Here is a 13,068-nt window from a genome sequence, read left to right on the forward strand (position 1 = left end):
TCTCATCCTTTTCCTCTTCTTTTCGTAGAGCGATTCCGCTGCATTCTTCGTTTGCGGCTTATATCCGCAAATAATCTGCGCGCAGCGGCGTGCTGCGGGTCAAGCTTCAACGCTTCTCTGGCATGAACGATCGCTTCATCAAGTGTTCCTTCCTCCGCATATACCATAGCGAGCGTATAATAAGCATCGAAGCTGATCGGATCGAGTGAAATCGCCACAATCAATTTCTCGGCTGCTTCCTTCAGCTCGGGAGGCGTCGTGGACAAATGCAGATTCGCTTCCGCCAAGAGCAATCGGGATTGAATTACCCCGGAATGATAGCGGTATTCCTCATTGTCCGGTTGAAGCTGCTCAGCCGCATCCGCATAGATTTTCGCTTTCGACCATTTCAAGCTTCTCGCGCAGGAAACAGCGCATTTATGATAGAATTCCGCATTGTTCGGTTCCAAGGAGATGGCCTTCTCGAACCACTCAATAGCACTTTCGAAATCGCTCATTAGAATATATTCATAAGCCTTGTTAATGCACTCCTCGCCATTCATCTGCCCATCCTCCTTGTACAGGGTGATGGTACAGCATATGTAGCGAGCCTGTTTACAGTTCGTCGCTTTTCCTTGTCCAGCGATTTGCATCGCGGGTATTGAATTTATTCATAACCTTGTTATGCGCTTCCGTCAAATCAATCCCGAGCGAATTGGCGAAGCAAGACAAAATGAACAAAATATCGCCAAGCTCCATCTCTACGGTATTCTCGGCTTCGCTCTGTTTCTTAGGCTTTTCGCCGTAATAATGATTCACTTCGCGCGCAAGCTCGCCGACTTCTTCGGACATTCTTGCCATCAACGCGAGCGGACTGAAGTAACCTTCCTTGAATTGCGAAATATACGCATCAACCTCGCGTTGTATTTCTGCTAATGATTTTTCCGGCATTGCATGTCCAGACATTGTTCTGCATCCTCTCCGCATAGGCTGTTCATGTCTATGTTACCGCAACGCTCTTAAGAAAATCAATGTTTTTTGAATAGCGGAAAGTAGACATACTATAACCGAATGCTATTGAAAAGGGAGGATTTACGCAGATGAGCAACTTATGGATACATATTCGAAACAGCACAGGAATATGGATAGGCGCGGCAATCTATGCCTTCGGTCTTCATTATTTCGTGCTTCCCAATGAATTAATGGAGGGCGGAGTAACCGGGCTGGCCATTCTGCTGCATTATGCGTTCGGTTGGAAGCTGTCCCTGCTGACGATTCTTCTCAATCTGCCTCTATTCCTGCTCGGTTGGCGCGCCTTCAGCAAATGGCAGATCGTCTATACGCTCATCGGAACCGCCGGTTTATCTCTATTCCTGGCCTTGATGGAAGCGCTCATCGCTCGCAACTGGATCGTTCCATTCCGAAGCGAGAAGGATATCATGCTTGCGGCTTTGTATGCCGGGGTAGCGCTAGGGGCAGGACTTGGCATCGTATTCCGGTATGGAGGCACTACGGGGGGCATTGATATCGTGGCGAGAATTGTATCCCGTTGGCGAGGGAAAAGCATGGGGCAGATCATCCTGTTCTCCGATGCTTGCATCATTGGGTTGTCACTGATCTTCATCCCGCTGGAGAAGGTACTGTATACGCTTGTCGTCGTATTCGTCGCATCGAAGCTGATCGATTTCATTCAGGACGGAGCCTATTCAGCCAAAGCCTTCTCCATTATATCCGACCATGCAAGCGAAATCGCGGCTTCCATTACGAGGGAGCTCGAACGGGGCGTAACGCTGTTGCCGGCAAGGGGAGCTTTCTCGGGCCAAACGAAAGAAATCGTCTATTGCGTTGTCCAACGACAAGAGGTGCGTCGAATGAAGACGATTGCGCGTATAGTCGATCCCCGTGCGTTCATCGTTATTAACGATGTGCATGATGTGCTTGGCGAAGGCTTCAAAGAAGAGTAGCGCAATTGCTTGTTTTATTTCAATGATTTGATTCCATATGGCGTTTGCTTGTATTTGCGCCAGCCAATCCATGTCAGCACTGCGGATATAACAGCGCCGAGAAAGAGCGCCCAGCGCGTTCCGCCTGAAATCGCCGGAGGCGTTATGACTGGCGAAGTTGCAGCATCCACCGAGGTTTGATAAATTCCGGCCAATGCGCTATGAATCCCTTCAAACGCTTTTTCAATCTCCGACCTTCGATTCGAACGAGACTCGTCGCCGCTCTGCGCTTCGAACAATGTTGCGATATAATCAAGCCTGAACATGAGTTCGTTTGTCCGGATCGAATCGCCGGCCATCTTGGCCGCCGTCTCCATCCTTCGCGCATGAGCGTTCATGACGATTAATCTCGCTTGAGCCGCCATCAGGCTGTTCTCAGAACCGCCCAGCCAGGCTTGCTTGAGCTCAGCCAGATCGTTAAGCAGCAGCTCCTCGTATTGACGCCACAAACCCTGCTTGTCCCAGAGCAAAGCATCGGCTGCGAGTCTGATTCTAACTGCGGGTTCCAGCCAACCATCGCTTCCAGAGGCTCCCTGGAATTGTTCATTCAATCGCGCTATATCCGCTTCAAGCTCCTTCCAGCCTTCATCGCTTCCGTACAACCTTACATTCGCATGATCAATCACCTTGCCCAGCTTCTGCAATTCCGCGTAAACCGCCGCCCGATTCCCCGTATAGGCTGCCGTATATAAGGCTGCTGCCGACTGATCCATCCGGAGCAGTTCTTGATAGACTCCATCCTCGCTTTGTTGTACCGGGCTTGTTGGAGCCGCTTGCACCCATACGGCTCCGATCAATCCCGTCGTCATCGCGCAGCAAATGACGAGAGGCAATAGAAATCGCGATTTCATGGACATCCCCCCATAGCTTAATCTATGAGAGTACGTTTCGCCTTATGCCTTCCACCGCAAACGAGCTACAAGAGAGGCGATCAGAATACTGATAATCGACAGGCTGAAGGTGAATGCCTTCACGGTCTCAAGATGCGCAGTCAATCTTCTCGAAAGCCACGGATAGACATCCTGCGTGTAATCTACGACATCATTGAGCAGGAGCCAGCAAGCACTGACGACGATAGCCGGGATTCCGGCCGTCATGAATCGGAAGTACAGAATCGATTCTACCGCCATCGCAAGATGGGAGACAACAAGCATGATGCTTGTCCATGGCAAGGAGTCGCCAAGCCAGGTGCCGGCAACAATCATCGAAACCGCCCATACCCCGTATTTCACCGAGCATACGATCGCAAGCGCTTCAATAACAGCGCGCCCCGCAGTCGCAAGCTTATTCGCTCTCTGAAGCGGAAACAGGAAATATAAAATCGCAATCGAGAAAAACAAGCTCGATGTAGGAGAATCCGGAACAAACGGAAGCATCCATGCAGGCTTGTTCGCCGCTGTCCATTCCAGCTGATTCCCATACCAAATATATCCGTATACAGTTCCCGCAACATTGAAGACGAACAGCAGCCATAGAAATTTGCGGTTAAGCAAAAAGCTTTTACTGAGGAAAAATCCCAAATTCATAGCCCATTTCCTTTCAAAAAAAACCTGATCGTACTGCGAGTACGATCAGGTTTCGTATTGACTTCATTGCTTACTCTTGCGTTTGCTTGGACAGCCATGTTGCCAGTTGATTGATTTCATCTGTTGACAATTGATCCTTGAAGGCTGGCATTGCTCCGCCGCCTTTGCCGTTCGTAATCGTCTCCGCAATTTCTTCGGTTGAAAGTATATTACCTATGCCCAGCAATGCCGGACCGACTTGACCATTCAGATCCGTCGCGTGACAGCCCATGCAATTCGCGCTGACTGTCTCCACGATTGGATCGTCAGCATCAATAATTGCCGCCGCCTTCTTCATAAAGTTCGGACGCGGCAACCCTTTCTCAAGCGCTTCTTCAACCTTCATTTCACGCTCAATATGCTCCGGAACCTGACCGTTCTCCTCAAGCTCGTGCTGATAATGATCCCAAGATACGACTGTCAAATACACACATGCCGCAACGGTTAGCATCATTAGCGACGAAGCGATCGGACGGCGATAGAAGCGGCGTTCCTTGCCTGTGTCAAGGAAAGGCGCCAGCAGAAGGCCGCCGAACATAATAGCCGGAATGCCCATCGTGCCGAGCAAGACATACTGCTCGGATACATATGGATATTTCAAAAATTGATACAGGAACAAGAAGTACCAGTCAGGCATCGGTATGAATGCTCCGTTTGTCGGATCTGCCGGATAACCGAGCGGTGCCGGCTCCGCGATACACCAAACCAGAAATCCAACCAGAACAACGCAGCCAACCATCCATTCCTTAAGCAGGAAGTTCGGTATGAAGGCTTCTGATTTCCCTGGATAAGCTGTATAGTCCGGCGGAACTTGATAACCGCTTCCGCGCTTTACACGGGAGTCGCCGACAAATACAACCTTCTCGTTCGATTTAGGTCCATGCCCCATAAGTAGTCCTCCCTTCGCTTAAAGCGGTCCTGAAATACCTTGTCTGCGAATCATCAGGAAATGCGCTGCAAGCATAGCAATTAGCGCGCCTGGCAAGAAAAATACGTGAATCGCGAAAAATCGCGTCAGCGTCTGAGCGCCTACGATATCCCCGCCGTACAAAAATTCGGAGATATATTGTCCCAGGTAAGGAACGGACGCAGCAATCTGCACGCCGACCTTTGTTGCGAAATAAGCTTTGTTGTCCCATGGCAGCAGGTAGCCTGTGAAGCCAAGGCCGAGCATAATGAAGAAGATCAGCATCCCGACAACCCAGTTCATCTCGCGCGGAGCCTTGTACGATCCCGTGAAGAAAACGCGCAGCGTATGTAAGAACATCATGACGATAACGAGGCTTGCCCCAAAGTGGTGCATACCGCGAACGATTTGACCGAATGCAACCTGATGCTGCAAGAAGTCGACGCTCGTATAAGCGTTGATGACGTCAGGCACATAATACATGGTCAAGAACATGCCGGATAGAATCTGGATAACCGTAATAAAAAACGTCAGACCGCCAAAGCAATAAACAAAGGCTGAGAAATGATGTGCGGGATTGACATGCTCAGGCACCTCATGATCCGCTACATCTCTCCATAACGGCGTAATGTCAAGACGTTCGTCAATCCAGTTGTATACGTTTTTAAACATCTGAAATACGCCCTCCTTAAGCTTTAACTTCTGTGTTCGGTTGAATGCTGCCCAGATACACAAATCCATTTTCTATTTGCAATGCATACTGGTCAAGCGGGTAATTCGCTACTGCAAGGTTCTTGCCTTTAATGGAATAACGCGCTCCGTGACATGGGCAGTTGTATTCATTCTGACCCAGTGTGTTCCATGAGATGGTGCACCCGAGATGCTTGCAAATCGGCGAAAGCGCATAAATATTGCCGCTGGCGTCCTTCGTTATCCATGCTACTAGCTCAGGGTCGCTCTCATACCAGCCGTCTACCTGATGAATTTTGAATTTAAATTCCTGCGGCTCCGTTGTGATCTTGCTCTCTTCCACAACCTTGACGAAATCTGCCTTCTCCTTCTTCTTAAGAAGCGGATCAACTGCAAATCGTACCATTGGCAATACCGCGCCGCCCATCATAAAGGCAGTTGTGCCGCCAAGCGTATATGACAAAAATTGACGCCGGGACATTTCTTTGCGCTGAACCGGTCGATGCGCCGCATCATGCTGTTCGTGATTACTCATCTTCTGTTCTAACCCCCTTTGCCAACCATATATCGCTTCTTGCCGCATGGCAAAAAACACACGACGAACTAGGACATTACTTATAATAGCCTAGCTGTTTCGGAGCGTCAAGAATATGACGTCATAAATGCGACATTATGGAAAACGCGTTCAATAATTTGTTATCAATTTGTCACATTTGACCTGCTATGCCATTTGTTTTCCCCACAATTCGACGCTTTTATACGGAAGGAATGATCGAATCAGGAAGCCTTTCCATTCCACAGCCGGTTAATCAAGCCGGCAATTTCCGCTTTGTCCGGAAGAGAGCCGTCATCGAACGGTCTTACGATCAAATCGGCAGCATCGCAGCGCAAGGAAAGCTTCTCGTTCGCGGTTATGACGATCACATGCTTGAACCCGCTTTGCTTGAGAGCAAGGCACCAATGATTCAAAGCCTCCGCTCCCTCTGCTCCCTGCACCCGATAATGAGATGCGGGATAGGTCACGACTCTGCCCCTGAAAGGACCTTCAATCAAGTCCATGATATCGCGCAGTCTCTCCAGCGCCTCTCTCGCTTCATAGGGGGCTTCGCTCCCGCTCATGCCCGTAACCGGCAGAAGACAGGTGTCGAGATAAGGCCTTAACTGCTCCCATTCTTCTTGCTTCACTTCGCTGAATTTCATTGAATCCTCCTTATTGTCTCTTTCTCTTGTATGATGCATGAACGCTGTCTCTTATCTTACAAAAGAAAGCTTCCGATTGCTAGAAGGCGTGAAAATTATCCTTCGTAGCATGGAAGCTTCTCTTCATTCTATGACTCCAGCTCGTTGAGCTGCTGCGTTAATCGGTAAAAAATATCTTCATCTCCAGCGGCGAGCGCTTCGTCAATGGCATGGTTCAGTTGATCTCTCTGAAAATTCCGGACGGCCTCATCAAGCACAAGCTCTGCAACGAGTCCGAGCATAGCTTCATATGTTACCTTTGTTTTATCCATAGGATACACCTCCACATCGACGCCTAAGATATCCTATATTCCATTCCTTTCGTCACATAGCTCTCCATCGTCTTCCGCATCCTAAGCAAATCATCCTCTGTCAATTCTCTTACGACTCTGGCAGGTGTTCCGAGAGAAAGCGTATAGGGTGGGATCTTCTTGTTCTCTGTCACAATCGAACCGGCTCCTATTAAAGCATATTCACCAACATCTGCTCCGTTAAGTACGATTGCCCCCATTCCGATTAATGTACCTTTGCCTATCGTGCATCCGTGTATGATTGCTCCGTGCCCGATAGATACTTCATCCGCGATCAGCAACGGTTGATCCGTATTGACATGACCCACCGCGCCATCTTGCACATTGCAGCTTCGCCCGATACGAATTGGCGCCAGATCGCCGCGAAGCACCGCGTTGAACCAAATTGTGCTTCGCTCGTCTATTTCGACATCCCCGATGATTTTTGCGCCTTGGGCAATATAGCATTCTGCACCGATAGACGGCATTCTTTCCTTGTAAGGCAATAACATGGCAACTCTCCTCCCGGCTGGGGGCAACTCCTTGTTTGATTCCGCTAGCGCAGCTGCAGACTATTGCCCGCGACAAGCTTGTTTCCGGCCTTCGTCATTCGTACGACGGTCCCGAAGCTCTGATGCTCCCCTATACGTATCAAACCAAGATGCATCATCATTGTCAAGATTCGGCCTTCAAGGATGGATTTGGCATCATCGTAGAAGTAAGGCTTAATGAATGGAGCAAGTACCTTCCGGAGCGAATCGACGGTTACCCACTCCTCCGAGAACGCTTGTATCCAATGCACGAGCGCCGATACGTTGGCAATCGGCGTTCTGTAAAGCTTGAGCCAATAATGGAACATCTGATCCGCCTCGTCGGAGGGGGCTCCTTCAAGTCTCTCCAAACCGCGATCTGTCACTGATAGAAGCTCTTCTTGTTCGCTTATATATTTGCAATGGAAGCAATAATCGTAGAGAAAGGAGAAGCGATCGGGATAATGATTGAAATGTCTGCCATATCCGAAGCGCCATGCTCCCTTGGACGGCATCTCCTCCGACACTCCCATGCGGTCAATAAGCTGCAGCAGAAATCGTTTGTACATGGAGCCATCCGCCATTAATTGAATGTCATTATGACGAATGAAATGCAGCGCCGATTTCACATCCCCGATCATCAGTCCTTGTTCGTCGCGATATAACGGCGGTTCGTCTGTATATTGCAATTGCTGCACAAACCGCCTCCTGAGCGTCTCCCGAAAGCGCAGCTTCAAATCATGGGGAACCTGGAACAAATATCGGTTTGGTCCGCTAAAGCCATTAAACAGCCATCCATGATGCTTGAATCTTGCGATAACCTCTCTGGGACTGGGCGCTTGGTTGGCCATTGCAGCAGCCTTCCTGCTTCTGACGGTTTTCTTCCCCGCAGATGGTTCCTTCTGTTCCTCTTCGTCATTGCCGTACCTGCTTTGCTGAACTCTCGCCACCAGATCCTCCAGACTGTAGGACTCCCTCGTCTCGAACAAGAGCGAATTCAGGAATCTCAGTTCTTCAAGCTTCATCTGGCTGATTTGCTCGTCGAACACATCATGACGGCTGACGGTGGACAATATCGACTGGATAAGCTCGTTTTTAGAATTCCCGTTGCATTCGCAGCGGTAGACCTCCGCAATTCTGCTAAGCTGTCCTATGTCGGCATAACCGAGCATATCCGAGAAATTCATATGCAGCCTCCTTTGCGCACAGCACGGATGCAACTCTAGATATGTAATATCTGGCCTTTGGTTTTACTACCATTATGGGTCATTTCTCGAAAATCATACCTTTTGTAAGCGGAACACAATTCCGAATGCATGAAGAAATACAAAAAACACCGACTGGAAGCGTAACAGCTTCAGTCGATGCATAAGTGTATCCTCTATAAATGTTCCAGATGCTTCGAGCAATTGTGAAGCAACGGCAGCCAAGAATCACCGCTTCGCTCCAGAATGGAGTAAGACAGATTGTGGAGTCTTTGATCTTCCAGTTCTTCGCACAGCTCCAGCAGCATCTCGGCAATGAAGCTTCCATGCGTCACAATCAATAGATTCTCCTCTTTATTCCGAAGCAATCGCCTCTCTAGAAACTTTCTGCCTCTGGCGCGCAAATGCTCATCGGACTCAATGCCAAGCTCCTGCTCCCTCCATGATTCACCGTATTTCTCTTCGCGCTCCTCCAGAGTTGTTCCTTCGATTTCACCGAAGGATCGCTCGCGCAAAAGCGGATCCGGATCAAGCAACGGAATGTCCAGCGTGTCACCGATGATCTTCGCCGTTGCGTAAGCGCGGCGAAGATCGCTTGATATGACCGCATTCCACAGGGGAGGCTCACTGCCCAGACGATCGGCCAGCGCTTGCGCTTGTCTGATGCCTTCGCCATTAAGAGCGATATCCGTTTGCCCTTGAATTCTTCCAATTGCATTCCAATCGGTCTGTCCATGTCTGACCAAGCCTATTCGCAATTCTCAGCCACTCCATTCTGATTTCCTGCTTCTGAGGATGAAGTCTAATTTCTCGTTCGTGAAAACCAATTCAACAGGAGCAATGCCATCACGAGACCCAGAAGCGACAACGCTACGTAATATTGCGGGAACGACGGCACAACCTGGAGCACGAACGGATCGCTGATGCTCGCGACCGGCACTTCCGCATACAGACCGGTAGCGAGTACTGCGCTTTCCCCTGAAACATTCGCCGTGTCGATCAATCCGGTTAGCTGCTGTAGTTGCTCTTGGGAATGATTGTCCCTATAATCGAACAGAAAGACGAAAAGCGCACAAGTGAACATCGCCATGCAGGCGGCAATCATAATCGCCATATTGCGTCTGAAGCTCTTCGAGAAGTGATAGCTCTTATTCGAAACTGGCAACAGCCAGTATTGCTCTTTATAGATTCGATCCATAACGTTTCGATTGACATCATTGGCCAGCTCGAACGCTTCCTCCTCATTCGAGTATTCGCGAATCAACTCTTCGCTATCCTCCCAGAAGCTGAATTGTTCAGCGCATTCCTCGCATTCAAGCAGATGTGCCTCCACCTCGATCTTTTCCTGACAATCCTCAGGCCAATCGAAGAAGCTGCTGAGTTTATTCTGTGCCTCCTCGCATTTCATCACGTATTCATCCTCTCAAATTCTTCTTCCATCTGCGTTTGGCCGAAATAAGGCTCAAGCTGCGATTTCACACTTGCTCTTGCCCTGAACAGCAACGACTTGACGGAGCTGACCGTTTGACCAAGAATATTCGCGATTTCTTGATAATCAAGCTGATCATATTCACGAAGAATGAGCGCCGAACGCTGTTTTTCCGGCAATTGATTGATTGCCTCTCTTACCATTGCGACCCGCTCGTTGCGAAGCAGCTGCTGTTCCGGAGTGGCGTCCTTCGAAGCGACGGGCTCAAAGCCGGCTTCATCGAGGGATACATTTGCTGATTTTTGCTTGCGCAGCTCGCTTAGAACAGTATTGCGGGCGATTGTATAAAGCCATGTCGAGAAAGACGCATCCATTTCTCTAAAAGAGTGAAGGCTGCGATACGCTTTGTAAAAGGTTTCAGAACACAAATCCTCAGCCATGAGCTCAAGCTTCGCGCTTTTAAGCATATGGAAGACGAACGCCAGTATCTTGCGCTGGTACCGATTCATCAGCTCGGAGTACAGCTCGACATTGCCATCCTTAATCTCACGTATTAACTGGGAATCAGTCATGACAGGCGAACCTCCTCCACCTGCTGATTATCCCCGGAACCTCTTCTGTTAATTGTACCGATCCGGGAACAAAAAGTTGCGGTTGATATCATCATTTTTTTATTCATAGCGAGTAGTTAATAATTCGAGCTTCAAAGGCAAATTCCTGCTTTGTTCGACATTCCGACTTTTGAAATTAGAATAAAAATTGGTTTATACCAAGTTTTTTTACAAAAAAATAGCCACTCCGAGGAGTGGCTGGCGTTCATGTCGAGCGCCTCAGTTATTGGATAGGAGTGGAGAGAAACCATACTGTACCCTTATTATATGTATACGCTTCCAATTTGTCAATAAGCGTTTTCATTAAAATAATGAAAACGCTTATTGTGATTTTCTTTTATTGATGCACAGCGTAACCAAGCTCTCCCAGCAGCGAAATCGCCTGATCCAGATCATCCTGGCTGCGGAACGATAGTCGAAGCACGCCCGGTACATCCTCCCGGCTCTCGATAATCTGGATATTGCTCAAGTTAATGCGGTTATTCCCCAGCACGCTTGCAATCTTCCCGATGATTCCCGGATGATCGGGCACGTCGACATAGCAATCGTATATGGAAACGATCATGCCCTTGCGACGCTCCGGCAAGCCGTTCCGGAAATCCGCAGCCGTGCGGAACGCTTCCTCTATGCCTTCCCCGTCGCTTGTCTCGAGCATGCGAATAAATCCGCCCATCTGAGCGTTCCAATCCTCCAACAATCGGAGCAGCACTTTTCGGTTGTCCAACAGAATATCGCGCCACAGCACCGGATCGCCGGAGGCGATTCTCGTAATATCGCGGAATCCCCCAGCCGCCAGCGATTCATACAAATCATTCGCCTCATTATAGCCGCGAACCTGATTGACAAGCGCGGCTGCGATAATATGCGGCAAATGGCTGATCGCGCCGACGATCTCGTCATGCGTGTCAGGGTCGGCCAATACAATGTTGGCCCGGGTATAAGCCAGCAATTCCTTCAGCCTCGCAATCGCGTGGGTTGGCGCTCCTTCTGGAGGCGTAAGGACATAGAAAGCATTCTCGAGCAAATGGTACGATGCGGCTTCGACGCCTGTGCGCTCTGATCCGGCCATCGGATGTCCGCCAATGAAGGTAGCGCGATGCAGATCAAGCGAAGCGGCATAGCTTGCGATTGAGCCTTTCGTACTGCCCACATCCGTAATGACGCAGCCATCCTTCAGCCGGCATTTGCTTAATTCCTCCAAGTAATGCGGAAGACTTCCGACAGGCACGCAGAGGAAGATGAAATCCGCATGTTCTGCCGCTTCTTCAATCGAGGTTGTGCCTTTATCCACAACCCCGCGTTCCAAATATTTCTGCACGGAGGCCTCTCGATTGGAATATCCCGTTACGGTTATCCCCGGCTTGTCCTTCAGACATAAAGCAATTGAACCGCCGATCAATCCGACTCCAAATATGGCAACATTCATCATAAGCTGTTATCTACACCGTCACTTCCTGCAATACTTGTTCCAAGGCTGCGATAAATTTCTCGTTCTGCTCTTGCGTGCCGATCGTAACTCGAATATGCGTTGGATAGCATCTCCATCTCGGCCGGACGATTACGCCTTGACGAAGCAATCCATCGAACACTTCAATCGTTGAGCTCTTCACATCGACCATGACGAAATTGGCATGAGACTCGAAATATGCAAGACCCAGCCTGTCGAATTGCTTGTACAAATATTCGCGTCCGTCTTGATTGCGTTTCACGCAGCTTTGAATAAAATCTTGATCCTTCGCCGCTGCCGTCGCCGCCGCTTGCGCTAATCGGGTCGTGTTGAAAGGCTCGCGAACTTGATTAATGAACCCGATGACATCATGACGACCCACGCCGTATCCGATGCGAAGCGCAGCCAAGCCGTATATTTTCGAAAAGGTGCGAAGCACGACCAAATTCGCATAATCGTCGAGCATGCCCACTCCGTCGCTGTAGGATTCGTCAAGCACATATTCGCCGTATGCCTCGTCGAGCACGACAAGAACATGGGACGGCAATGCCTTCATGAAGGCATTCAGCTCCTCGTTGCTCACAATCGTGCCTGTCGGGTTGTTCGGATTGCATATCCAGATCACCTTCGTTTTGTCGGATACCTTGGCCAGCATCGCAGGCAAATCATGCTTGCCTTCCTTCAACGGAACCTCGATGATTCTCGCGTTCTCGATTTCGGCATTATGCTTGTATTGGCCGAAGGTTTCATCCGCCATGATCGTCTCATCGCCCGGAACGAGAAAGGCTCGCGCAATCATAAGAATAATATCGCTTGAGCCGGAGCCCATGATGATTTGATTCGTATGTACGCCAAGCCTTTCTGCCAGCACATTTGTCAGCTCTACGCTCGCTCCGTCCGGATACATATTGGATTCAGCGATTTCCTTGATCATCGCCGCTTTGGCATGCTCCGAGAAGCCGAACATATTCTCGTTGGAGGCCAGCTTTACGACCTCGGTCAATCCTAATTCTCTCTTCACGTCTTCAATGGGCTTGCCTGGCTGATAGACGGGCAAATGAACAATATTCGATTTGGGCTGCATGCTGGGTTCACCTCTCGATATAATCTACTATAAATCTCCGTTTTCCATTGTCTCATATCTGAAATCCGTTTTAAAGTAGTGAATGCAAA

General features: G+C 49.3%; 17 protein-coding genes. 1 reads left to right on the top strand and 16 read right to left on the bottom strand.

The window, feature by feature from the left end; genetic code table 11:
• Nucleotides 1-2 precede the first annotated feature (2 nt).
• Together HFP08_RS03530 and HFP08_RS03535 are read right to left on the bottom strand one after the other, a co-directional pair.
• Nucleotides 3-542, bottom strand: coding sequence for a tetratricopeptide repeat protein (locus HFP08_RS03530; protein WP_168119129.1), 540 nt, complete (start codon nt 540-542; stop codon nt 3-5).
• 52 nt (nt 543-594) lie between these two features.
• Nucleotides 595-930 (bottom strand): nucleotide pyrophosphohydrolase, encoded by a 336-nt coding sequence (locus tag HFP08_RS03535; protein ID WP_168119451.1) that lies wholly within the window; start codon nt 928-930, stop codon nt 595-597.
• Nucleotides 931-1,079: 149 nt separating this feature from the next.
• On the opposite strand from HFP08_RS03535, the gene HFP08_RS03540 reads away from it, so the two are divergent.
• Nucleotides 1,080-1,943, top strand: a complete 864-nt coding sequence (locus HFP08_RS03540) for a YitT family protein (RefSeq protein ID WP_168119130.1) — start codon at nt 1,080-1,082, stop codon at nt 1,941-1,943.
• Between the two features lie 14 nt (nt 1,944-1,957).
• On the opposite strand, the gene HFP08_RS03545 is transcribed toward HFP08_RS03540, so the two are convergent.
• The 14 genes from HFP08_RS03545 to hisC form a co-directional block, all read right to left on the bottom strand.
• Complete coding sequence (locus HFP08_RS03545; protein ID WP_168119131.1) at nt 1,958-2,833, bottom strand: sporulation protein YpjB; 876 nt, start codon at nt 2,831-2,833, stop codon at nt 1,958-1,960.
• Nucleotides 2,834-2,875: 42 nt separating this feature from the next.
• A complete protein-coding gene (locus HFP08_RS03550; RefSeq protein WP_168119132.1) occupies nt 2,876-3,508 on the bottom strand; it encodes a DUF1405 domain-containing protein in 633 nt (210 codons plus the stop codon).
• Between the two features lie 70 nt (nt 3,509-3,578).
• Complete coding sequence (locus HFP08_RS03555; RefSeq protein WP_168119133.1) at nt 3,579-4,436, bottom strand: menaquinol-cytochrome c reductase cytochrome b/c subunit; 858 nt, start codon at nt 4,434-4,436, stop codon at nt 3,579-3,581.
• 18 nt (nt 4,437-4,454) lie between these two features.
• Nucleotides 4,455-5,126: a menaquinol-cytochrome c reductase cytochrome b subunit gene (gene qcrB, locus HFP08_RS03560; protein ID WP_168119134.1), complete on the bottom strand. Its 672-nt coding sequence runs from the start codon at nt 5,124-5,126 to the stop codon at nt 4,455-4,457.
• 16 nt (nt 5,127-5,142) lie between these two features.
• The gene (locus HFP08_RS03565) at nt 5,143-5,679 is read right to left on the bottom strand and encodes a Rieske (2Fe-2S) protein (RefSeq protein ID WP_168119135.1); all 537 of its coding nucleotides are present in this window, start codon (nt 5,677-5,679) and stop codon (nt 5,143-5,145) included.
• Nucleotides 5,680-5,921: 242 nt separating this feature from the next.
• Nucleotides 5,922-6,344 (bottom strand): DUF2487 family protein, encoded by a 423-nt coding sequence (locus tag HFP08_RS03570; protein WP_168119136.1) that lies wholly within the window; start codon nt 6,342-6,344, stop codon nt 5,922-5,924.
• A gap of 128 nt (nt 6,345-6,472) precedes the next feature.
• Complete coding sequence (locus HFP08_RS03575) at nt 6,473-6,655, bottom strand: IDEAL domain-containing protein (RefSeq protein WP_168119137.1); 183 nt, start codon at nt 6,653-6,655, stop codon at nt 6,473-6,475.
• 23 nt (nt 6,656-6,678) lie between these two features.
• Nucleotides 6,679-7,185 carry a gamma carbonic anhydrase family protein gene (locus tag HFP08_RS03580; protein WP_168119138.1) on the bottom strand — a complete coding sequence of 169 codons (507 nt, stop codon included), beginning with the start codon at nt 7,183-7,185 and terminating at the stop codon, nt 6,679-6,681.
• Between the two features lie 44 nt (nt 7,186-7,229).
• Nucleotides 7,230-8,390 (bottom strand): hypothetical protein, encoded by a 1,161-nt coding sequence (locus HFP08_RS03585; protein ID WP_168119139.1) that lies wholly within the window; start codon nt 8,388-8,390, stop codon nt 7,230-7,232.
• Nucleotides 8,391-8,584: 194 nt separating this feature from the next.
• Nucleotides 8,585-9,166 carry a histidine phosphatase family protein gene (locus HFP08_RS03590; protein WP_168119140.1) on the bottom strand — a complete coding sequence of 194 codons (582 nt, stop codon included), beginning with the start codon at nt 9,164-9,166 and terminating at the stop codon, nt 8,585-8,587.
• A 44-nt stretch (nt 9,167-9,210) separates the two neighbouring features.
• Nucleotides 9,211-9,819 (bottom strand): anti-sigma factor family protein, encoded by a 609-nt coding sequence (locus HFP08_RS03595; RefSeq protein ID WP_168119141.1) that lies wholly within the window; start codon nt 9,817-9,819, stop codon nt 9,211-9,213.
• On the bottom strand, nt 9,816-10,409 hold the full coding sequence (locus HFP08_RS03600; RefSeq protein ID WP_168119142.1) for an RNA polymerase sigma factor: 594 nt from the start codon (nt 10,407-10,409) through the stop codon (nt 9,816-9,818). Before HFP08_RS03600 ends, HFP08_RS03595 begins: the two co-directional genes overlap by 4 nt.
• Before the next feature lie 376 nt (nt 10,410-10,785).
• A complete protein-coding gene (locus tag HFP08_RS03605; protein ID WP_206109179.1) occupies nt 10,786-11,874 on the bottom strand; it encodes a prephenate dehydrogenase in 1,089 nt (362 codons plus the stop codon).
• 13 nt (nt 11,875-11,887) lie between these two features.
• Nucleotides 11,888-12,979, bottom strand: a complete 1,092-nt coding sequence (gene hisC / locus HFP08_RS03610; protein ID WP_168119144.1) for a histidinol-phosphate transaminase — start codon at nt 12,977-12,979, stop codon at nt 11,888-11,890.
• Between the last annotated feature and the right edge of the window lie 89 nt (nt 12,980-13,068).

The sequence above is a fragment of the Paenibacillus sp. HB172176 genome (assembly GCF_011947265.1).
Lineage (GTDB): Bacteria > Bacillota > Bacilli > Paenibacillales > Paenibacillaceae > Pristimantibacillus.